17 protein-coding genes are annotated in these 20,661 nt (G+C 66.6%); 13 read left to right on the top strand and 4 right to left on the bottom strand.

From position 1 onward, the window contains the following. Positions 1-100: 100 nt before the first annotated feature. Positions 101-2,416: a TonB-dependent receptor plug domain-containing protein gene (locus tag J2W68_RS14240; protein WP_310236933.1), complete on the bottom strand. Its 2,316-nt coding sequence runs from the start codon at positions 2,414-2,416 to the stop codon at positions 101-103. Positions 2,417-2,617: 201 nt separating this feature from the next. Here J2W68_RS14240 and J2W68_RS14245 point away from each other — a divergent pair, with 201 nt between their 5' ends. Genes J2W68_RS14245 through J2W68_RS14255 form a run of 3 tightly spaced genes read left to right on the top strand, consistent with a single transcriptional unit; the run spans position 2,618 to position 5,765 of the window. Continuing rightward, positions 2,618-3,742 (top strand): phytase, encoded by a 1,125-nt coding sequence (locus tag J2W68_RS14245; protein WP_310236936.1) that lies wholly within the window; start codon positions 2,618-2,620, stop codon positions 3,740-3,742. Then, positions 3,742-5,160 (top strand): metallophosphoesterase family protein, encoded by a 1,419-nt coding sequence (locus J2W68_RS14250; protein ID WP_310236939.1) that lies wholly within the window; start codon positions 3,742-3,744, stop codon positions 5,158-5,160. The genes J2W68_RS14245 and J2W68_RS14250 overlap by 1 nt, the downstream gene beginning before the upstream one ends. A 53-nt stretch (positions 5,161-5,213) precedes the next feature. Then, complete coding sequence (locus tag J2W68_RS14255; RefSeq protein ID WP_310236994.1) at positions 5,214-5,765, top strand: inorganic diphosphatase; 552 nt, start codon at positions 5,214-5,216, stop codon at positions 5,763-5,765. A 19-nt stretch (positions 5,766-5,784) separates the two neighbouring features. Here the strand turns inward: J2W68_RS14255 and J2W68_RS14260 are convergent, their stop codons facing one another. Together J2W68_RS14260 and J2W68_RS14265 are read right to left on the bottom strand one after the other, a co-directional pair. Further along, positions 5,785-6,438 (bottom strand): hypothetical protein, encoded by a 654-nt coding sequence (locus tag J2W68_RS14260; protein WP_310236941.1) that lies wholly within the window; start codon positions 6,436-6,438, stop codon positions 5,785-5,787. 104 nt (positions 6,439-6,542) lie between these two features. Then, positions 6,543-8,042, bottom strand: a complete 1,500-nt coding sequence (locus tag J2W68_RS14265) for an aminotransferase class III-fold pyridoxal phosphate-dependent enzyme (RefSeq protein WP_310236944.1) — start codon at positions 8,040-8,042, stop codon at positions 6,543-6,545. Positions 8,043-8,205: 163 nt separating this feature from the next. On the opposite strand from J2W68_RS14265, the gene J2W68_RS14270 reads away from it, so the two are divergent. The 7 genes from J2W68_RS14270 (at position 8,206) to secF (ending at position 15,320) form a co-directional block, all read left to right on the top strand. Then, positions 8,206-8,637 (top strand): Lrp/AsnC family transcriptional regulator, encoded by a 432-nt coding sequence (locus J2W68_RS14270; RefSeq protein WP_310151140.1) that lies wholly within the window; start codon positions 8,206-8,208, stop codon positions 8,635-8,637. A 379-nt stretch (positions 8,638-9,016) separates the two neighbouring features. Beyond that, positions 9,017-10,066 (top strand): tRNA preQ1(34) S-adenosylmethionine ribosyltransferase-isomerase QueA, encoded by a 1,050-nt coding sequence (queA, locus tag J2W68_RS14275; protein ID WP_310236947.1) that lies wholly within the window; start codon positions 9,017-9,019, stop codon positions 10,064-10,066. A 49-nt stretch (positions 10,067-10,115) separates the two neighbouring features. Continuing rightward, positions 10,116-10,637: a ClpX C4-type zinc finger protein gene (locus J2W68_RS14280; RefSeq protein WP_310236950.1), complete on the top strand. Its 522-nt coding sequence runs from the start codon at positions 10,116-10,118 to the stop codon at positions 10,635-10,637. 82 nt (positions 10,638-10,719) lie between these two features. Then, positions 10,720-11,856, top strand: a complete 1,137-nt coding sequence (tgt, locus tag J2W68_RS14285) for a tRNA guanosine(34) transglycosylase Tgt (RefSeq protein ID WP_310236953.1) — start codon at positions 10,720-10,722, stop codon at positions 11,854-11,856. Positions 11,857-11,974: 118 nt separating this feature from the next. Next, complete coding sequence (gene yajC / locus J2W68_RS14290) at positions 11,975-12,316, top strand: preprotein translocase subunit YajC (protein WP_232116452.1); 342 nt, start codon at positions 11,975-11,977, stop codon at positions 12,314-12,316. A 141-nt stretch (positions 12,317-12,457) separates the two neighbouring features. Continuing rightward, the gene (secD, locus tag J2W68_RS14295; RefSeq protein WP_310236956.1) at positions 12,458-14,341 is read left to right on the top strand and encodes a protein translocase subunit SecD; all 1,884 of its coding nucleotides are present in this window, start codon (positions 12,458-12,460) and stop codon (positions 14,339-14,341) included. Between the two features lie 13 nt (positions 14,342-14,354). After that, positions 14,355-15,320, top strand: coding sequence for a protein translocase subunit SecF (secF, locus tag J2W68_RS14300; protein ID WP_310236959.1), 966 nt, complete (start codon positions 14,355-14,357; stop codon positions 15,318-15,320). Positions 15,321-15,589: 269 nt separating this feature from the next. Here the strand turns inward: secF and J2W68_RS14305 are convergent, their stop codons facing one another. After that, entirely contained in the window at positions 15,590-16,420 is an 831-nt protein-coding gene (locus J2W68_RS14305) for an inositol monophosphatase family protein (RefSeq protein WP_310236963.1), read from the bottom strand. Between the two features lie 116 nt (positions 16,421-16,536). On the opposite strand from J2W68_RS14305, the gene J2W68_RS14310 reads away from it, so the two are divergent. The 3 genes from J2W68_RS14310 (at position 16,537) to J2W68_RS14320 (ending at position 20,449) form a co-directional block, all read left to right on the top strand. Then, positions 16,537-17,319, top strand: coding sequence for an RNA methyltransferase (locus tag J2W68_RS14310; protein WP_310236966.1), 783 nt, complete (start codon positions 16,537-16,539; stop codon positions 17,317-17,319). A 125-nt stretch (positions 17,320-17,444) separates the two neighbouring features. Continuing rightward, positions 17,445-18,320, top strand: a complete 876-nt coding sequence (locus J2W68_RS14315; RefSeq protein WP_310236997.1) for a phosphate/phosphite/phosphonate ABC transporter substrate-binding protein — start codon at positions 17,445-17,447, stop codon at positions 18,318-18,320. After that, entirely contained in the window at positions 18,317-20,449 is a 2,133-nt protein-coding gene (locus tag J2W68_RS14320; protein ID WP_310236968.1) for a putative bifunctional diguanylate cyclase/phosphodiesterase, read from the top strand. The genes J2W68_RS14315 and J2W68_RS14320 overlap by 4 nt, the downstream gene beginning before the upstream one ends. The last annotated feature ends 212 nt before the right edge of the window (positions 20,450-20,661 follow it).

A 20,661-nucleotide genomic window follows, 5' to 3' on the forward strand; every position in this document is an offset into this window, starting at 1 on the left:
GGGCGGGAAACGTGGCACGGAGTCTGCATCAAACCCGGTCGGCCCACAAAGCAGGAAGCCGGCATGCATCGGCTTCCTGATGTTGCGGATCACGTCGTGCTCAGAACGCCCAGCGCATGACCATCTGGTAGCTCGGACCTGCGTATTCCGTTTCCAGCTCGTACTCGTCGTAGTCGCGCGCAAGCTGGTCGCCGACCGTGTTGAACTTGTGGAACTCCTCGTCCTTGGAGGCGTCCAGCAGGTTGGACGCGGTCAGGCGCAGCGAGACGTTGGTGCCGAAGCGCTTCTCGACGAAGGCTTCCAAGTCGTCGCCGTAGCTGATCGTGACTTCCTCGCCGACGATGCGGTTGTAGGCGTCGCCCTGCTTGCGGTACGACAGACCGAAGCTGGCCGCCAGCGTCGGCAGGTCCTGGATGAAGCCCACGTTGAACGTCGAACGCGCCTGGTCGTTGAAGCGCCGCTCGCCCAGGAAATCGCTGACGTCGGACTTGATGTAGGCGTAATTCATGAACACGCCGGTGTTGTCCATGCCGAAGCTGGACAGCGGCGTGGACAGGTCAAACTCGACGCCGTAGACCTTGCCGTCTCCCACGTTGGCCGAGGTATAGAGCCAGCTTTCCGCCGGTTCGGCGGCCATTGCTTCTTCGATGCTGGCGTATTCGCCATCGTCCACCAGGTCTTCCCAGATGCCCTGCATCTCGTCGCTGGGCTCGCCGGTGTTGACCAGCTCGATCAGGTTGCTGATGTCGCGGTAGAAGAGATTGACGCCGACCACGCCGCGCTTGCCCAGGCGGTGTTCGTAGCCGAGGTCGAGTCCATTCGCGGTTTCCGCATCGAGGTTGGGATTGCCGATGTAGTCGTTGTCGCCGTACTCGCCATCGAGACGCGCGGGAATCAACTCGTTGAAGTTCGGGCGCTTGATACTCCTGGCCAAGGACAGGCTGATGCGGTCGGCATCGGTCAGGTCCCACTTCAGGTGCAGCGAAGGCAGCAGCGTGCTGTAGTCCTTGGACACGCGTAGCGTGTCGCCGTCCTGGGTCGACTCGACATCCGAATCGGTGGTTTCAAAGCGCAGGCCCGCTTCCCACGTCAGTACGCTGAAGCCGCCGGAGAACATCAGATAGGGATCGACGCGCGTCTCCTTGATGAGGCTGCCGACCAGGGTATCGGGCGTGTACACCACCGGGTCGCCTTCGTTGTCCGCCGCGAACTCGTAATAGGCATGATCGATCTCGCGTTTCTTGGCACGGTAGTCGACACCGAACTCCATCACCGCGGTGCCGAACGGACGCTTGTGCGCGAGCTTGAAGCTGGTCTCGGCGTCACTGGCGTCGATGTCCAGCCGTTCCGCCTCGGACTCGTCCCATTCCCCGTCGACATAGGCATGCGCCTCTTCGGTTTCCATGGTCTTGTCTTCGAAGCGCGCATAGTCGACGTCGAGTTCCGTCGTTCCGCCTGCCATATCGAACTTGTACTCTGCGCCGACGCCCCAGTTCTTCTGGTCGACGGTCGCCATCCCCGGCACGTCGGATGTGATCACTTCACCGTCATCGTACTCTTCCTCGAAGGACACTTCGGTGATGTCGCGATCGGTTTTGACGTAGAAGCCGTCGATACTCAGGCGGCCGGTTTCGCCGACCTCGGCGGTGTACGAGAGATTGCCGGAGTAGTCGCGGCCATCCTTCACCTCCCGCTGGTCCTCCCAGCTGACCAGCTCGTCCATCGACGGATCCGAATACCGGTCGGAGCGTTTGGTCTTGGCGCGATAGCGATCCTGCATGTTGACGCCGGCGAGAATGCGGCCACCCAGCGCTTCGCCGCTGGTCACCACGCCGAAGGTCGGGTTCACTTCGCCATCGTCCCAGCGGTTCACGCCGACGCGCAGATAGCTGCCGTCGAACTCGTAGGCATCGCGCAGTACGATATTGATCGCACCGGCCACCGCATCGCCGGAGCGGTTGGCGCTGTTGCTGCGCAGCACCTCGATGCGGTCGACCATTTCCGCCGGGATGCGGTCCACCCAGAACGAGCGGTCGTCGCCTGCGCCCGGCACCTTCTTGCCGTTGATCAGCACCTGGGTGTAGCCGCCGCCGAGACCGCGCAGCTGTACGCCGTCGTATTCCATGATGTCCGAGCCGACGAACGCTGCGCCTGGCACACGCTTGACCATGTCGCCGACGGTGCTGGGTTCGAAGCGCTGGAAGTATTCGAGGTCATAGCTCAGCACCGGTTCGATGTCGGGCGTGCGGTTGCGATAGGCGATTTCCCCCTGCACGACCACCGCGTCGAGCTGCTTCGGATCGGGTGCCGCATCGAACGCGCCGTCGGGAGTCGTGGTCTGGGCGAATGCCGTCGGTGCCACCAGGGCAAGCAGGAGTGCTTGCGACAGAACGGTGGCTTTGAAAATGCGATTCATGCGCGCGGGGAATCCGGGTGTGGAGTGATCCCGGCATTGAATGTCGCTCGCATGTCAGCCGTATGACCGTCCGCCACGCGTGTGCCGGCTGACGCCGGACACATGTCAGCTACAGCATCGTCTGCAATCCAGCGGTCATGAAGCGTGGGGATGATGTTGCGGTTCGATGACATCCCTCCCGGTCCAAAGGTCGATCTCCCGATGCAAAAGTGTCTGCTTCCCGTCGCCGCTTCCTTCCTGCTGCTCACCGCCTGTGCGGGCACGCCCGTCGTCGGCGATGCCGAAGACCGCGCCGACCGGGTGCGCGAAGCCGTCAGGCCTGCCGCGAGCCTCAATGCAGTCGCGGTGCCCGAAGCCTTTGCCACGCCGATGACGCCTGCGGACAATATCGACTCGGTCGCCAGCTGGACCGGTGCCGACGGACAGGTCCTGCTGCTGGCGACTGCCAAGGCGACCCATCGTCTGGTGATCTACGACGGCAGCACCGGTGCATTCGTCCGCCACGTCGGCGCGCAGGGTGCCGGCCCGGGCCAGTTCGACCGTCCCAACGGCATCGCTGTCGTCGACGACCTCGCCTTCGTGGTCGAGCGCGACAACCACCGCGTGCAGGTGTTGCGCCTGCCGGGCATGGAGACCGTGGCTGAATTCGGCGCCGACGTGCTGAAGCTGCCGTACGGCCTGTGGGTGAATCCGGTGGACGGCGGTTACGAGGTCTACGTGACCGACGCCTACATGGCGGGCGAGGACGCCGCGGGTGAGGACATTCTGCCGCCGCTCGCTGCACTGGACCGCCGCGTGCATCGGTTCGCGATCGCGAATGCCGGCCGGGGCCTGACCAGCCGGCATGTCGGCGCGTTCGGCGATACCTCACCGGCAGGCGCACTGCGCGTGGTGGAGTCGCTGTGGGGCGACGCGGCCAACGACCGTCTGCTGGTTGCTGAAGAGGACGAGACCTACGCCAACGAGTTCAAGGTCTACAACCTGCAAGGCAGGTTCACTGGCCGCACCATCGACGGCGAATTCCTGAAGGCCCAGGCCGAAGGCATCATGCTCAAGACCTGCGCCGACGGCGGCGGCTGGTGGATCACCACGGAGCAGGGCAAAGGCCGCACCGCGTTCCATTTGTTCGAACGTGACTCGCTGGCGCATGCCGGTGTGGTCGCCGGTCCTACGGTGGCCAATACCGACGGCATCTGGCTGCACGACGCGCCGACGCCGCAGTTTCCGGAAGGCGTGCTGTACGCGGTGCACGACGACCAGGGCGCGGTCGCCATCGACTGGCGCGAGATCGCAACCGCGTTGAAGCTGCCGGCATGTGCACGCTGATGGCTGCGTCCAGGTTTCATACGCGCGCGCGGCGCACCTTGCTGTTGACAGCGCTATTGCTGGCGCTGCCGGCCGTCGGCGTTGCGGATGTCCGGTCGGCGGCGGACGATTCCCGCACGCACGAGCCGAATACACTCGTGCCCAAAGGCGTGATGCGCTACGCGCCGAGCGTGTTCCCCGACCGCATCGTCGCCACGCCCGCACAGGACGCCGCCACCGGTTTCGGCGTGTCCTGGCGCACGTCCACCGCGGTGGAGGCACCGGTGCTGGAGATCGTCGTCGCCGGCGATTCGCCGGATATGGGTACGCGTCGCCGGATTGCCGCGCGCGCCGCCGCGCTCGACGGCGAGAATGGCGCCGCGCATTTCCACCGCGCGGACATCGATGGCCTGCAGCCCGACACGCTCTACGCCTGGCGCGTGCAGGGCGGCGGTACCTGGAGCCCGTGGATGCAGACCCGCACCGCGGCTGCCCCCGACGCGCCGCTGACGCTGCTGTATTTCGGCGATACCCAGAACAAGAACGCCAGCTTGAGCACGCGCGTGCTGCGCGAAGCGCACCGGCATGCGCCGGATGCAAAGCTCGCGCTGTTTGCAGGCGACCTGGTCAGCGGTGGCGACGGCGAGGACGACAACGAGTGGGGCGAGTGGTTCGACGCGATCGGGCCACTGGCGACCATGGTCGTCAACGCACCTGCGCCGGGCAATCACGAGTACTGGGAAGAGTTTGAAGACACGCCGCAGGAGCGTCGCGTGCTCGGTGGGCACTGGTCGCGCACGTTCGCGCTGCCGGCCAACGGCGCGCCGGGCGCCGAGGCGACGAGCTACTGGTTCGATTACCAGGGCGTGCGCGTCGTCGTGCTCGACGGCACCTCCGCGCTGGATCTGGGTACCGCGGAAGCGCAGGCCGTGTGGCTGGACCAGACGCTCTCGGCCAATCCGCATCCGTGGTCGATCGCGCTGATCCACCAGCCGATGTATTCGCCGCGCCAGGACCGCGACAACGTCGCGCTGCGCGATCACGTGCTGCCGGTGCTGGAGCGTCGGCGCGTCGACCTGGTGCTGCAGGGACATGACCACGTCTATGGCCGCCGCACCGGTGAGGATTCGGAGCGTGCAACGCCGCAGTACCTGGTATCGGTGGTCGGCGCCAAGCAGTACCGGTTGTCCGACGGCGCGCGCCGCGACATGGAACCCACCGCCGAGGACACCCAGCTGTTCCAGGTGATCCGCATCGACGGCGACACCCTGCACTACGAGTCGCGCACCGCGACCGGTCGCCTCTACGACGCGTTCGAGATCCGCGGCGCCACGCCGCAGACGCGCACGCTGCACGAGATCACTGAAGGCCGCATCGCACCGCGCGACTGCAACCGTGATGCGACGCTGAAGGGGCGGACGGACAGGTGCTGGGAGTAAGCGTGCACAGTCGCTTTGTCACGGCGGTAATTGTGAGCGCGCTGGCAACAGCGATGACGTTCGCGGTATCCGCCGCGACACCGCCGGCGCGCGATCGCCAGCCGGCGAACGCGCCCGAGGATGCCGTGCTGCTGGTGGAGATTCCGGCTGGCGGTTCCATCAAATTCGAGAGCGATGCAGAGGGCCGCATCCATGTCAAGCGCTTCCTGTCGATGCCGATGGCCTATCCGGCTAACTACGGCTCGATGCCCGGCACGCTTGCGGGCGATGGCGATCCACTCGACGCACTGGTGCTGACGCGCACGCCATTGCCGCCGGGCGTACTGATCCGCTTCCGCCCGCTGGGCGTGCTGCGGATGGTCGACGATGGTGCGCCCGACGAGAAGATCATCGGCGTGCCGGCCGACGACGTGGATCCGACCTATGCCGGCGTCCGCACGCTCGACGACCTGCCGGCGATGGAACGCGCGCGCATCGAAGCGTTCTTCCGGGTCTACAAGGGTCTGCCGGCCGGTGGCAACCGCGTCGAGCTGCGCGGTTGGGGCGGGGTGGACGACGCGAAAGCGGTGATGCACTCGGCAATGGATGGCTTCGACGCGAAGTGAGCGCGGGCCGCGTCGCGGTTCAACTGCAGAATTGCTCGCGCGCAAGCACCGCATCCTGCAGCAGCGCAAGTTCACGGGGCGACGGCACTTCCGGTGTCGTCGCGATGAGTCCGCGGATCGCCGGGCACGGACTGTCGGTATAGCCGGGCGGCCACAGGCCCACGAGTTGCGCGAAGCCGCGCACGACATCCTCCGGCGTAATCTGTCGCCGCATTCGGAAGCGCTCCGGACGCGATTCGAACGGCGTTCGATACACATCGCGCTGGCCCGGCAAGCGTTCGGCGAATGCGATTGGCGCGACGTCGCCCAGCAACGTGCCGTAGGCGAGGCGGGTGGCCGTGTCGGGCGATGTGTGCCCTGTATCCGTCGAGGTTTCGGGTGCTGTGTGGATCGGCGCTGTCGAGCGAGGCGCTGACCGTGTGCCCGCACCGGTGATCGCGGGCGCGTTCGGTGGCGCAGGGGTGACCCACGGCAGCGGTGGCGGCTTCAGGAACACCACCTCGAATGCGCCAGTGCGTCGCTCAGGCGCGCGCACTTCACGCGCGAGCAGCCCGTGCAGCACTGCGATGCCGAGCAGCAGGGTGAGGCTCGCGGAGGCGATGCGCGCGAACGTATCGCCAGCGAACAGGCGCGTCGCGCAACGTCCGTAACTGGATCTGGGGGCAGACGCCACATCGACTTCCTTCCATGGAATCGATGCAGATTAGTCGAATGGCCCGCGTGGGTACACGCGGGTCCGATCGGCTTGCCGGGAGTCGGCAATCGTTCCAGGCAAGGTCAGGCCGCAGCAGCGCTCGACTGGCGCGGACCTTCGCGCAGTGCCTTGCCGACCATCGACACCATCAACGCGATCTCGGCATCGTCGATGTTGAAGTGCGGGGTGAAGCGCAGCGAGTTGGTGCCGCCGTGGATCACGCCCAGGCCCTGTTCGCGCAGCCACTCCTCGGTCGAGCCGGCGCCGTAGCACTTGAACTGCGGCGCGAGTTCGCAGGAGAACAGCAGGCCGGTGCCCTGGACCTTGGTGATCAGGCCGCCGAGTTCGGCCTTCAATGCTTCCAGTGCCTCCACCGATTTGCGGCCGGCGTCGCGGATGTTGCTGCGCACGTCCGGCGTGAGCTGCGCGAGCACCGCGCAGGCGACGTCGAGCGCGCGCGGGTTGGCGGTCATCGTGTTGCCGTAGACGCCGCTCTTGTAGAGCTGCGCGGCGTGCTGCGTCACCGAGAGCACCGACAGCGGGTACTGGCCGGCGTTGAGCGCCTTCGAATAGGTTTCCATGTCCGGCGCGTCGAGGCCTTCGAAACCGGGGTAGTCGACGACCGACAGCACGCCGTGCGCGCGCAGGCCGGCCTGGATCGAATCGACCAGCAGCAGGCTGCCGTGGGCGCGGGTGAGTTCGCGCGCGGCGGCGTAGAACGCCGGCGGCAACGCGCGGCCGGGGTCGCCTTCGCCCATCACCGGCTCCAGGAACACGGCCTCGACGAACCAGCCGTTGGCATCCGCGTCGGCGAACGCCTGGCGCAGCGCATCGGCGTCGTAGGGCGCGATCGCGATCAGCGAGTCCTCGTCGCGGAAGCTCGCGAGGTACTTCTTGTAGGTCGCACGCGAGGAATCGGAATACAGCGCCGGGCGTTCGGTGCGGCCGTGGAAGCTGCCCTTGACCACGATGCGCTTGACCGTGCGACCGGCGTGGCGGCCACCCGGATCGGTCTGCGTGCGCGTATTGATGTCGGCGATGCGCGCGGCCAGGCCGACCGATTCCGAACCGGAGTTCAGGCACAGGAAGTGGCTGTATGGACAGCCGCCGGCGCGGGTATGGCCGATCTCGCGGCGCAGCGCGCGGTCGAGCTTCAGCTGCGACAGGCTCGGCGTCATGATGTTGGCCATCGGCACCGGCTGCGCCATCGCGGCGATCACGTCCTTCGGCGTGTGGCCGAAGCCGAGCATGCCGTAGCCGCCCGAATCGTGGAGCACGGCGCCCTTGAGCGTTACGATCCACGGGCCGCGCGCGGTCAGCGCGACGTAGGGGTTCACCGCATCTCCCGGATAGAAGTTGATGTAGCCGGCCTGCACGGCGCGCGCCTGCGCGTCCTCGTCGAGATCGAGCAGCTCGGCGAAGTCCTGCTTCAACGCGGCGTGCGCGTCGGCGGCCGCCTGCACGGCTTCGACCAGTTCGGGGTGCGTGGCGGCGAAGCGTTCGAGCACATCGTCCGGTAGACCGGTGGTGCGGCGCGTGCCGCCATGGGCGCGCAGCGCGGCGAGGATCTGGATTACGGACATGCGAATCGCTCCTTGGGACGTCGGGGAGGGCCGGCATCGAGTCTCTGGTAAGAGGTCCGCGCCGGCGATCTTTCCATTATCTGGACGATTCCGTCGGGCGGAAGCGACGGAACGCCGATGGATGCGTAGAATTTCGGCAGATCGCCGAACCTTGCCTGCGCCCATGTCCACCGAATCCGCCGATGTCCGTCTGCTGATGCTGCTGCGCGAGAACGCACGCCTGTCGACGGCGGAGATCGCGCGCCGGCTGGGCCTGTCACGGACCACGGTGCAGAGCCGCATCGAACGTCTGGAGCGCGAAGGCGTGATCAGCGGCTACACCGTGCGCGTGCGCGACGATTTCGAGCAGGGTCACATCCGCGCCCAGATCATGATCACCGTGCGCCCGCGGCAGGCTACGCCGGTGGTGACCGCCCTGCGCGCGATCGATGCGGTGCGGGCGCTGCATTCGGTCAGCGGCCCCTACGACCTGATTGCGCTGGGCGTGGTGCCGACGGTGGCCGACATGGACGAACTGACCGACCGCATCGGCTGTATCGAGGGCGTCGAGCGGACGACGTCCTCGATCATCCTGTCGACGAAATTCGAGAGATGAATCTGTCTTTCGCTTGCGGAAGACGCGTTGGCCCCTCTCCCTCCGGGAGAGGGGAGGACCATCGGCGGATGCCGATGGTGGGGTGAGGGTTGGGGCATTGCCTGCAATGTGTGTTGTTTCAAGCCGATGCTAAAAGCACCCTCACCCCAACCCCTCTCCCTATGGGAGAGGGGCTCAAGCCGCCGGAAGCGCCTGCACTGTCGCGAGACACACACGCACCCCAACCCCCGCTTCGCGCCCCGGCCCTCGCGTCGCTGTGAGGGCGTTCAGCGACACGCGAGCCAGTGGCTCGCAACGTTATCTCTTCACCCCGGAGGGAAAGGGGGCTCGAGCTGCCACCTTCATTACAATGTCTCCCCCGCATTCCTCCGCCGATCCCTTGAAGAAGTCCGATTTCCATTTCGACCTGCCCGAAGCGCTGATCGCGCAGGCGCCGCTTGCCGAGCGTTCGGCCAGCCGGTTGCTGGTCGTGCCGCAAGGCGATGGCGCGTTCGAGGATCGGCATGTCCGCGACCTGCCGGATCTGCTGCAGCCAGGCGATCTGCTGATCTTCAACGACACGCGGGTGATTCCCGCGCGGCTGTTCGGGCAGAAGGACAGCGGTGGACGGGTGGAGATCCTGATCGAGCGGTTGCTGCCCGGCAACGAGGCGCGTGCGCAGATCGGCGCCAGCAAATCGCCAAAACCGGGTGGCCGCATCCAGCTCGACGGCGGCGGCAGCGCCGAGGTGCTGTCGCGCGACGAGGGCTTCTACCACCTGCGTTTCGAGCTCGACGACACGCTCGAATCCTGGCTGCTCAAGGCCGGGCGCATGCCGCTGCCGCCCTACATCCGCCGCGAGCCGGGGCGCGACGACGCCGAGCGCTACCAGACCGTATTCGCGCGCGAAGTCGGCGCAGTCGCGGCCCCGACCGCGGGCCTGCATTTCGACGATGCGTTGCTGACGCGCCTGCGCGATCGGGGTATCGAGTTCGGCCACGTCACCCTGCATGTCGGCGCCGGCACCTTCCTGCCGATGCGGGTCGACGACGTGCGTGAGCACCGCATGCACAGCGAGTGGCTCAACGTCGGCGCCGAACTCGTGGCCCAGATCCGCCGCACGCGCGAGGCGGGCGGCCGAGTGATCGCCGTCGGCACCACGGTCGTGCGTGCGCTGGAAAGCGCCAGCGTCGACGGCGAGCTGCATCCCTTCGCTGGCGAGACCCAGATCTTCATCTTTCCCGGCTACCGCATCCGCAGCGTCGACGCGATGGTGACCAACTTCCATCTGTCCGAATCGACGCTGCTGATGCTGGTCTCGGCGTTCGCCGGGAAGGAGCGGGTGTTCGCCGCCTACGACCATGCCGTGCGGGCCGAATACCGCTTCTTCTCCTATGGCGATGCGATGCTGCTGTGGAGCAGCGACGTCCAACCCGATCGCGCCGCGTGACAGGCGGGCGAGTCGCGGAGGGTCGATCGGGTGCCTGGGCTGCCTTGGGGTGGCCTTCGAATCGCACGCCGACACCGCAGCGGCTCGATGCGCGACCGGCCCGCGGAGGCGCCGCTTGAGCGTCAGTCTCGCGCCGCTGGAGCGGATTCGCGGCGCAGCGCGGATGCTGTTCGGGCGCGGCGACGACGCATTTGCGTGCAGTTTCTGCGGTCGCGGCAAGCACTCCGGCGAGACGATCGTCTGTGGCCCGGGCGTGGCGATCTGTGCAGGCTGCGCGCATCTCGCGCTTCACGCGGTCACGTCTGCTACCGACGCGCAGACGCGAGCCGGAGAAAAGGGCGTCGGCGTGCTCGTCCACGACGTACCCGCCAGCTTGCTGCCTGCCCACCGCGCGACGCTGGAGGCGGATCTCGCCGCAGCGGCTGTCCGTGTCCAGGGCCGTCTGCTCGGCTGGTCGTATACCTGCGATCACGAGGCCGGCGACTGGATCGCGGTCAGTCTGGCGAGATCGGAGACTGCCGCCGACGACGACGTCGAGGCCCGGTTCCGGATGGCGTTCTTCTCGGGCTGACGGGTGCAGCAAGCGCGATGCCGCAGGCAGTGCGTCTGCACCGGATATCTTCGGGGCGTCGAGGGTCGGTCATAATAATGCGATGTCCAGAATGACCTTCGAGCTGCTCGGCAGCGACGGCGCGGCGCGCCGCGGCCGCATCACGTTCCCACGCGGCACCATCGAAACCCCGGCCTTCATGCCGGTCGGTACCTACGGCACCGTCAAGGGCGCGCTGCCGGAACAGGTGCGTGCGCTGGGCGCGGAGATCATTCTCGGCAACACCTTCCATCTGTATTTGCGGCCTGGCCTCGATGTCATCGAGGCGCATGGCGGCCTGCACGGCTTCGCGCGCTGGGACAAGCCGATCCTCACCGATTCCGGCGGGTTCCAGGTCTTCTCGCTGGCGCACAAGCGCAAGATCACCGAGGAGGGCGTGACCTTCGCCGCGCCGACCGACGGATCCAAGGTCTTCCTTGGTCCCGAGGAGAGCATGCGCATCCAGAAGGTGCTCGATTCGGACATCGTGATGATCTTCGACGAGTGCCCGCCGGTGCAGATCGACGGCAAGCCTGTGCATCCGCGTGTGGTCGAAAAATCGATGGAACTGTCGTTGCGCTGGGCTGCGCGTTCGAAGCGCGCGCACGAAGGCAATGACGCTGCGCTGTTCGGCATCGTCCAGGGCGGCGTGCACCACGCGCTGCGCACGCGATCGGCCGAGGGTCTGAAGGACATCGGTTTCGACGGCTACGCGATCGGGGGTCTGGCGGTCGGCGAGACCGAGGACGAGCGCAACGCGATGCTCGACCACACCGCGCCGCAACTGCCCGAAGACCGTCCGCGCTATCTGATGGGCGTCGGCCGCCCGGAAGACCTGGTCGAGGCGGTTGCCCGCGGCGTCGACATGTTCGACTGCGTGATGCCTACCCGCAACGCACGCAACGGCCATTTCTTCACCTCGACCGGGGTGATCCGCATCCGCAACGCGAAGTTCGAGAAGGATCTGCGGCCCATCGAGGAGGGCTGCGGCTGCGAGGCCTGCAGCGGCGGCTTCACCCGCGCCTACCTGCGGCATCTCGACCGCTGTGGCGAAATGCTCGGCCCGATGCTCGGCACCCTGCACAACCTCTGGTACTACCAGAAGCTGATGGCCGACATGCGCAGCGCGATCGCTGCGGGAACCTTCGCCGCGTTCCGCGAGTCTTTCTACAGCGCCCGGACGGGGACGCGGGCCGACTGAGCCTTTCCCAGGGTCCTGCCAGGCCCCGTCACCACGCATTCACCCGGCATCGGGCCTGCGCCCGGGCCCGGCCGTGCCATAATCGCCCGCTGTCTGTTTTCGACCCATGGATGCCCCGATGAACCTGCTGGACCTTGTGATCGCCCCCGCCCACGCCGCTGCTGCAGCCCCTGGCGCTGGCCCCAGCCTGCTGTCGACGCTGGCTTTCCCGATCATCCTGATCGCGATCATGTACTTCCTGATGATCCGCCCGCAGATGAAGCGCACCAAGGAACACCGCGCGATGCTCGAGAAGCTGTCGGTCGGTGACGAAGTCATCACCAACGGCGGCATCGCCGGCGTGGTGCGCAATATCGGCGACAGCTTCCTGACGATCGAGATCGCCGAGCGCGTGGAAATCCGCGTGCAGAAGGGCGCGGTCGGCAACGTGCTGCCCAAGGGCACCCTCAAGTCGGCGTAACCAAACGACGCGGCCGGGACGATCCCGGCTGCTCGGTGGGCGCTGTTCCGCTTGGCACCGACTCCCCCTCTCCCGCATGCAGGAGAGGGCAAGGGGTGAGGGCGAGAGCGATCACGAAAATTCTGCGAGACGGTATCCGCAATGCTTGAATTCCCGCGCTGGAAATACGCCCTCATCCTGGTGGTGCTGGTCCTGGCTGCGCTGTACGCGCTGCCCAATGCCTACCAGAAGAACCCGTCGGTGCAGATCACCCCGAGCACCAGCGAGGCGCGCATCGACGAGGCGCTGAAGACGCGGGTGGAGGGTCTGCTGACGGCAGCCGGCGTGACGCCTGTCGGCACCGAGATCGACGAGAACCACCTGCTGGTGCGGCTATCCAATTCCGATGCGCAGACCCTGGCGTCCGACACGCTGAGGCCGGAACTCGGCGAGAACTACTCGGTCGCGCTGAATCTGGCGTCGACCGTGCCGGACTGGCTCGACAACCTGGGCGCCCGGCCGATGTCGCTGGGCCTGGACCTGCAGGGCGGCGTGCATTTCGTCATGCAGGTCGATCAGGCCGCGGCGCTGCAGAAGCGCGTCGAAGGCTATGCCGACGGCATCCGCACCGTGCTGCGCGATGCGCGTATCGGATACTCCAGCGTCGAACGACGACCCGATAATTCGATCGGCGTGGTGCTGGTCGAGGGTGCCGATGTCAATGCAGCGCGCACGCAGATCATCGACAGCCTTACGAGCGCGGCGGGCCAGGCGGTCGGCGGTAGTGGTCCGCAGGTGCTGGCAGACGGCAACCGCATCACTGTGCGCCTGTCCTCGGGCGAGATCGGGCGCATCGCGACCGACGCGGTCGAGCAGAACCGCACCGTGATCTCCAACCGCATCAACTCCATCGGCGTCTCCGAACCGGTGCTGCAGCGCCAGGGCGAGGACCGTCTGGTCATCCAGTTGCCGGGCCTGCAGGACACCGCCGAAGCGAAGCGTCTGATCGGCGCGACCGCCACCCTCGAGTTCCGAGCTGTGACCGGCGACGAGAACCAGGCCGCCGCAGCCGTCGCGTCGGGCAATATCCCGGCCGATTCGCGCATCTACTACAACGATGCCGGCACGCCGCTGCTGTTGTCGCGGCGCATCCTGGTGCAGGGCGACCAGCTGATCAATGCCAATCCGCAGACCGACTCGCAGACGGGCTCCCCGTCCGTGGGCATCACGCTAAACAGCGCCGGCGGCAAGCGCATGCTCGACCACACGCTGCAGAACGTGGGTCAACGTCTGGGCATCGTGTATGTCGAGCGCATTCCCACCGTGCGTATCGTCGACGGCGAGGAAGTGCGCTCGGCGCGCAGCGTCGAACGCGTGATCAGTTCCTCGACCATCCAGGGCGTGTTCGGTCGCGAGTTCCAGACCACCGGTCTGAGTCGCGACGAAGCCAACGATCTCGCGCAGCAGTTGAGGGCGGGTGCGCTGGCCGCACCGATGGACTTCGTCGAAGAGCGCGTCGTCGGCCCGAGCCTGGGCGCCGAAAACGTCGAACGCGGTATCACCGCGGTGCTCTATGCGTTCGTGTTCACCCTGATCTTCTTCATGTTCTATTACCGCATGTTCGGCATCGTCACCTGCCTGGCGCTGATCCTGAACCTGCTGATCGTCGTCGCGGTGATGTCGCTGTTCGGCGCCACCATGTCGCTGCCGGGTTTCGCCGGTCTGGCGCTGTCGATCGGCCTGTCGGTCGACGCCAACGTGCTGATCAACGAGCGCATCCGCGAGGAACTGCGCGCGGGCATGCCGCCGAAGGCGGCGATCGTGACCGGCTACGAAAAGGCGTCGGACACGATCTTCGACTCCAACCTCACCGGCATGATCGCGGGCATTGCGCTGTACGCCTTCGGCACCGGTCCGCTGCAGGGCTTCGCGGTCACTCTGGTGATCGGTATCGTCGCCTCGATGTTCACTGCAATCGTCGTCTCGCGCGCGCTGGTCACATTGATCTACGCACCGCGCAAGAAGCTCAAGTCCCTGGCGATCTGACGGGAGAGACCCCATGAAAATTTTCCCGTTGACCCTCGTCCCCGCGAACACCCGCATCGATTTCATGCGGTTCCGCCATGTGTTCATCACGGTCGCCTTGCTGATGCTCGTCGGCTCTTTCGCGGTGATCGGCCTCAAGGGCTTCAACTTCGCGCTCGACTTCACCGGCGGCACTGCGGTGAACGTGCGCTTCGAGAATCCGGTGAGCGTCGACGAAGTGCGCGAGCGCCTGCAGGACGCGGAGATCGAGAACGCCCAGGTGCAGACCTACGGCAGCGGTAACGACCTGCTGATCCGGGTGCGCGCGGCGGATGACATCGCGCACATCGCTGACAACACCGAACTGGCGCAGCATGTGCTGGACGCGGCAACGACGGCCGACAATCCCGGCCAGATCCTGAGTACCGAGTCGATCGGCGCCCAGGTCTCCGGGGACCTGCGCAAGAACGCGATCTACGCCGCCATCTTCGTGCTGGTGGGCTTCCTGCTCTACATCAGCTTCCGGTTCGAATGGAAGTTCGCGGTCGTCGCCAGTATCACCACGCTGTTCGACGTGATCGTGGTCGCCGGTCTGTTCTCGTTGACCGGGCGTGAGTTCGACCTGACGGTGCTCGCCGGTCTGCTGTCGGTGATGGGCTTCTCGATCAACGACACCATCGTGGTATTCGATCGCGTCCGCGAGAACTTCCGCGGTATGCGCGCCGATCCGCTGGAAGTGTTCAACCGGTCGATCAACCAGACGCTTTCGCGCACCATCATCACCTCGCTGGTGTTCTTCCTCTCGGTGTTCGCGCTGTTCCTCTACGGCGGCGGTTCGCTCGAGGGCCTGGCGCTGACGCAGATGCTGGGCGCGGTCGTCGCCACGGCGTCGTCGATCCTGATCGCGTGTCCGCTGCTGACCTACGGCATGCTGCGGGTGACCAAGCAGGATCTGCTGCCGAAGGCACGGGACGAAGAAGCGCTGGCGCGTCGTCCGTAAGCGGGGCGGTGATTCGTAATTCGTAATTGTTGATTCGCGAACAGCATGAAGCCGCGCAACGCGCGGCTTCATGCTGTCTGGTGTAGAGCGCCGAGGAAGGGCGCCTGGCCGACGCTGCAGTAGCGCGGGCCGACCACGCCGAGAGAGTGGGGCCGTGCCTGCGTCGCGGGCGCCGTCGACAATGATCTAAACGCAGAAGGCCGCGCAATGCGCGGCCTTCTGCGTTCATCAATCACGAACTACCCATCACGAACTACGCATCACCGCCCTCAAGCGAATTCTTTGGCGTAGCCGGATTCGACCAAGGTCTTCTGCAGCGGCGCAACAATGTGGACGTTGCCAGCAACGACCTGGCGGCCGCCGGCGAGCGCCACGTTCAAGGGGCCGCCCGCGGCGCCCTTGAAGTCGCTGATGCGGCCACCGGCTTCGCGGACCAGCAGCACGCCAGCGGCGATATCCCAGGGATGCACGCCAGCCTCGAAGTAACCGTCGGTGCGGGCCGCTGCGACATAGGCCAGATCCAGCGCAGCCGAACCGGTGCGGCGCACGTCCTCGGCGGACTCGAGCAGTGCTTCGACGGCGCGCAGCTGGGCGCCGACGCGCTTGCGCTCCCGCGGCGCGAAGCCGGTGCTGAGCATCGCGCCCGTCAGTTCGCGGCGCTCCGACACGCGGATACGGCGTTCGTTGAGCTGGGCGCCGGCGCCGCGCGTGGCGGTGAACAGCTCGTTGCGCAATGGATCGAAGATAACGCCATGCACCGGTTCGCCGCCCTCGACCAGGGCGATCGACACGCACCAGTGGGGCAGGCCGCGCAGATAGTTGCTGGTGCCGTCGAGCGGATCGATGACCCAGGTGAAGCGGCTGCCGCCGCCGCGACCGGGCTTGGCGCCGCCTTCTTCGCCGAGCACGGCGTACTCGGGATAGGCGCGACGCAGTTCCTTGACGATCGCTTCTTCGGCGAGGCCGTCGACCTCGCTCGCGTAATCGTGGCGCGCTTTCTCGACGACGTTGAGCGCATCGAGCTTGTGCATGTTGCGCAACAGGACGCCACCGCCGGCGCGCGCCGCCTTGACCATGACATTGACAGCAGGTTGAAGCATCGCGGACGACTCCGGGCGCGGGCAGGATCGAGGGAATAAAGAGCGGTGCCGGCGCTGGGCCGGTCGCGCAGTTTACCATTCGCGCCATGCAAGCGCCCCTGAATCCCGACTCCGACATGGACACTCCTGCCGCCACCGACCTCGCCACCCGTATTCGCATCGTGCTCGTCGGCACCCAGCACCCCGGCAACATCGGCTCGGCCGCACGCGCGATCAAAACGATGGGCCTGCATCGCCTGGTGCTGGTCGCGCCGCAGAAATTCCCGCACAACGAGGCCGACATGATGGCCGCGGGCGCCGAGGACGTGCTCAACGCCGCGGTCGAAGTGGCGACGCTGGCCGAAGCCGTCGCCGATTGCCGGCTGGTGCTCGGCTGCACCGCGCGTAGCCGCCGCGTGCAGTTGCGCGAGCTGCGGCCGCGTGACGCGGCGGCGTCCGCGCACGCCGAAGCCAGTGCCGGTGGCGAAGTCGCGCTGGTGTTCGGCCGCGAGCGGACCGGCCTGGAGAACGAGGAACTGCAGCTGTGTCACGCAGCGGTGCATATCCCGGCCAATCCCGACTACAGCTCGTTGAATCTGGCGGCGGCCGTGCAGGTGCTGAGCTATGAGCTGCGGCTCGCACTGCTGGGCGAGGGCACCAGCGCCGCGCCCGCGGCGATCGCGCCGGTGAATCCGGATGCGGTGCCGCACGCCGAACTCGAAGGCTTCTTCGGCCAGTTGGCAGATACGCTGGAAGACATCGATTTCCACAAGGGGCGGGCACCCGACTCGGCGATGCGCAAGCTGCGGCGCCTGTTCGTCCGCACCGGTCTCGACCAGAAGGAGGTGCGGTTGCTGCGCGGCATCCTCGCCGATGCCCAGCGCATGGCCCGCTTGGCCATCGGACGCAGTAGCGGCTGATCGGCGGCGTCTGTCGCCGGAGAATGGCTTCCGCTAGGCTTGCCGCTACGCCCCCACATCCCGGACCCGCCTTGGACCCGCGCCACTTGCTTCGACGGATCCTGTCGGGTGTGCTGCTGGTGGTGATGGCGGCAGTCGTGCCGGTGCAGGCCGAGGCGCCACGCAACGTGCTGGTGCTGGGACGCATCAGCGACGATCCCCAGGCGCATTACGAACAACTCAAGCCCTTGCTCGACTACGTGGTCGCGCGCATGGGCGATGTCGGCATCACCGAAGGCCGCGTGCTGATGGCGCGCGACATCCAGCAGATGCAGAGCTATCTGCGCCGCGGACGTGTGGACTGGGTCACCGAGACCGCCAGCGGCGCGACGCTGCTCGAAGCGCGCGCTGGCGCGGTGCCGCTGTTGCTGACCGAGCGCAACGGCGTCAGCCACTACCACACCGTCTACTTCGCGCGGCGTGACAGCGGGATCCAGTCGCTCGACGACCTGCGCGGGCGCAGCATCGTGTTCCAGAACCGGCAGTCGACCAGCGCGTATTTCGTGCCCGCTGCCGAACTGCTGGCCCGCGGCATGAAGCTTGAGATCCTGCTGTCGCCGCGCGACGAACCCGAGCCGGGTTCGGTCGGTTACCTGTTCGCACGCTCGGAGCTCAACATGTCCTCCTGGGTGCACAAGCGCCTCGTCGATGCCGGCGCGATGAGCAACCTGGACTGGGCGAGCGACCGCCGCGTGCCGCCGTCGTTCAAGCGCGATTTTGTGATCTTTCGCGAAAGCGCGCCGTTTCCGCGGGCGATCGAGATCGTGCGCGGCGACCTCGACGCGCGCGTGCGCGCGCGTCTGCGCGAGGTGCTGATCGAAGCGAGTGCGGACCCCGCCGCCGCCGATGCGCTGCGCAGTTTTTTCCGCACAACCGCGTTCCTGCCGATGGATGCCGCCACCCGCGCCGAACTCGACGCCCTGGGCGTGGATGCCTCACGTGTCGTGGTGGACGTCGAATGAGGTTGCCCAGCGGCCTGCAGGCCATGTTCCTGGGGTTGGTGAGCGCCGCTCTGCTCATTGGCCTGGGGGCGGTGGCGCTGGTGCTGCAGCAGCAGGACCAGGCACAAAAGCAGATCCTCGCGCTGAGCCAGCGCTCGATGCATGCACTCGCCTCGCAACGGCTGCTGCTGCGCGGCGAAGCGGTCTCGGCGCAGGTCGCCGATGCGCTGGTCAACCCGCTCTACTATTTCGATCTGGAAGCCATCGGCGCCGCAGTCGGCAACGTGCTGCGGCAGCCTGACGTCAGCTACGTGATCGTCTACGACGCCGACGGCAACATCGTCCACGACGGCAGTCGCGACATCGAGCGTTATGGCCAGCGGATGGACGATGCATTCGCGCTGGAAGTACTCGCCGCGACCGGCCAGCACATGCAGAGCGACGACCAACTGCTCGACGTGTCGATGCCGATCCTGATCGGCGATCAGCGTCTGGGCGGCGTGCGGATCGGCTACTCGCTGGCGACAGCGAAACAGGACGAGGATGCGATGGTCGCGACGATGCAGGCGCGCCTGGATCAGATCGCCCGACGACACCTGTTGTCGGTCGGTCTGCTGCTGTTCGTACTGGTGGCGCTGGGCGGACTGGTCGCGGCATTGCTCCAGCGTCGGCTGGTGCGTCCCGTGCGCAAGCTGGCCGATGCCGCGCAGCGCATCGAGGCGGGGCATTACGACGTCGTGGTGCCGGCCGACGCGCGTCAGGACGAGATAGGGGACCTGGTCCGCGCCTTCGATCGCATGCGCGACAGCATTGCGCGTCATGACCGCGACATCCGCCGCATGGCCTATACCGACCCGCTGACTGGCCTCGCCAACCGTCTGGCGCTGCGCGAAACGCTGGACCAGCGGCTGCTGGAGATGCAGGGCGCCGCCGGGCGGCTCGCCCTGCTGTTCGCCGATGTCGACGATTTCAAGCGCGTCAACGACACCTTGGGCCACGACGCCGGCGACGCCGCGCTGGTCCAGTTCACCGCGCGCATCGATGCGGCCGTGCACGAGTTCGATGTCGCCGATGCGCTGCTGGCGCGCTTCGGCGGGGATGAGTTCGTCGTGCTGTTGCAGCTGCCGGGTTCCAGCGACGCCGATCTGCGCAGCGTCGCCGGTGGCCTGGCGACGCGGCTGGTGGAAGAAGTGGCGCGCCCGATCGAAGTCGAAGGCCGACGTGTGTTCCTCGGCATCTCGATCGGCATCACCGTGTTTCCAGACGACGCTGCCAGCGCGGCGATGCTGCTCAAGAACGGCGACATTGCGATGTATCAGGCCAAGCTGGCCGGCAAGAACTGCCACCGCTTCTACAGCCTGGCGATCGACCAGGCGGTCGAGCGCCGGATGCACATGGAACACGAACTGCGCGGGGCATGGGACCGCGGCGAACTGAGCCTCGCCTACCAGCCCGTGTTCCGGATGACGGACAAGGCCCTGGTCGGCATCGAAGCGCTGCTGCGCTGGCAGCACCCGGAATTCGGCAACGTTGCCCCGCCGGTGTTCATCGACGTAGCCGAGCAAAGCGGCCTGATCGATGTGATCGGCCCGCAGGTTCTGCACGCCGCCTGCGTCGAAGCGCATGCCTGGCAGCAGCGGTTTCCGGCCGCGACTGAGCTGTTTGTCGCAGTCAATGTGTCGCCGCGCCAATTGCGCAGCGAGGCGTTCGCCACCGAGGTCGAAGCCGCGCTGCGCGAATCGGGCCTCTCGCCGCGCCACCTGCATCTGGAACTGACCGAAACGGCAGTGATCGGCAACGAGGCCCGCATCGGCCAGTTGCTGGGCGCACTGCGAGCGCTGGGTGTCAAGATCTGGCTCGATGATTTCGGCACCGGCTTCTCCGGCCTGAGCCACCTGCGCCGCGTTCCGGTGGACGGAGTGAAGATCGACCGCAGTTTCGTCGCCGACGTGCTGCGCGATCCCGACGACCTGGCGCTGACAACCGCGATCATCTCGATGGCGCATTCCATCGGCATCACCGTGGTTGCCGAAGGCGTCGAGAAGGAAGGGCAGTTCGAAGTACTGCGCGAGCGCGGTTGCGATCTGGGGCAGGGGTTCTGGCTCGGGCATCCGCTGCCCGCGCGGGAGTTCGATGCGCTTTTGGGGTGAGGGGCTTCGTCTCTCTGCGTTTGCCCTAGCTCTGCCGTTGCGGTTGCGGTTGCCGTAGTTGTCGCTGTTGGCGTGGCAGTGGCCGTTGGCTTTTGCTTTGGCTTCCCGCTTTTGACTTCAATCGAGCCGTAGAGCGAGCCGAGCATCGCAGGGCGGCGGGGTCGAAGAGCAGCCCATGTCTGAGCGCAGCGAGTTTGGGCTGCGTGCCCCGT

The sequence above is a fragment of the Luteimonas terrae genome, assembly GCF_031457535.1.
Lineage (GTDB): Bacteria > Pseudomonadota > Gammaproteobacteria > Xanthomonadales > Xanthomonadaceae > Luteimonas > Luteimonas terrae_A.

What these genes read in the sequence shown, in the direction of transcription:
- J2W68_RS14240 (WP_310236933.1), bottom strand. Translation starts at nt 2,416, where the DNA reads ATGAATCGCATTTTCAAAGCCACCGTTCTGTCGCAAGCACTCCTGCTT.
- J2W68_RS14245 (WP_310236936.1), top strand. Translation starts at nt 2,618, where the DNA reads ATGCAAAAGTGTCTGCTTCCCGTCGCCGCTTCCTTCCTGCTGCTCACC.
- J2W68_RS14250 (WP_310236939.1), top strand. Translation starts at nt 3,742, where the DNA reads ATGGCTGCGTCCAGGTTTCATACGCGCGCGCGGCGCACCTTGCTGTTG.
- J2W68_RS14255 (WP_310236994.1), top strand. Translation starts at nt 5,214, where the DNA reads ATGACGTTCGCGGTATCCGCCGCGACACCGCCGGCGCGCGATCGCCAG.
- J2W68_RS14265 (WP_310236944.1), bottom strand. Translation starts at nt 8,042, where the DNA reads ATGTCCGTAATCCAGATCCTCGCCGCGCTGCGCGCCCATGGCGGCACG.
- J2W68_RS14270 (WP_310151140.1), top strand. Translation starts at nt 8,206, where the DNA reads ATGTCCACCGAATCCGCCGATGTCCGTCTGCTGATGCTGCTGCGCGAG.
- tgt (WP_310236953.1), top strand. Translation starts at nt 10,720, where the DNA reads ATGTCCAGAATGACCTTCGAGCTGCTCGGCAGCGACGGCGCGGCGCGC.
- yajC (WP_232116452.1), top strand. Translation starts at nt 11,975, where the DNA reads ATGAACCTGCTGGACCTTGTGATCGCCCCCGCCCACGCCGCTGCTGCA.
- secD (WP_310236956.1), top strand. Translation starts at nt 12,458, where the DNA reads ATGCTTGAATTCCCGCGCTGGAAATACGCCCTCATCCTGGTGGTGCTG.
- secF (WP_310236959.1), top strand. Translation starts at nt 14,355, where the DNA reads ATGAAAATTTTCCCGTTGACCCTCGTCCCCGCGAACACCCGCATCGAT.
- J2W68_RS14305 (WP_310236963.1), bottom strand. Translation starts at nt 16,420, where the DNA reads ATGCTTCAACCTGCTGTCAATGTCATGGTCAAGGCGGCGCGCGCCGGC.
- J2W68_RS14310 (WP_310236966.1), top strand. Translation starts at nt 16,537, where the DNA reads ATGGACACTCCTGCCGCCACCGACCTCGCCACCCGTATTCGCATCGTG.
- J2W68_RS14315 (WP_310236997.1), top strand. Translation starts at nt 17,445, where the DNA reads ATGGCGGCAGTCGTGCCGGTGCAGGCCGAGGCGCCACGCAACGTGCTG.
- J2W68_RS14320 (WP_310236968.1), top strand. Translation starts at nt 18,317, where the DNA reads ATGAGGTTGCCCAGCGGCCTGCAGGCCATGTTCCTGGGGTTGGTGAGC.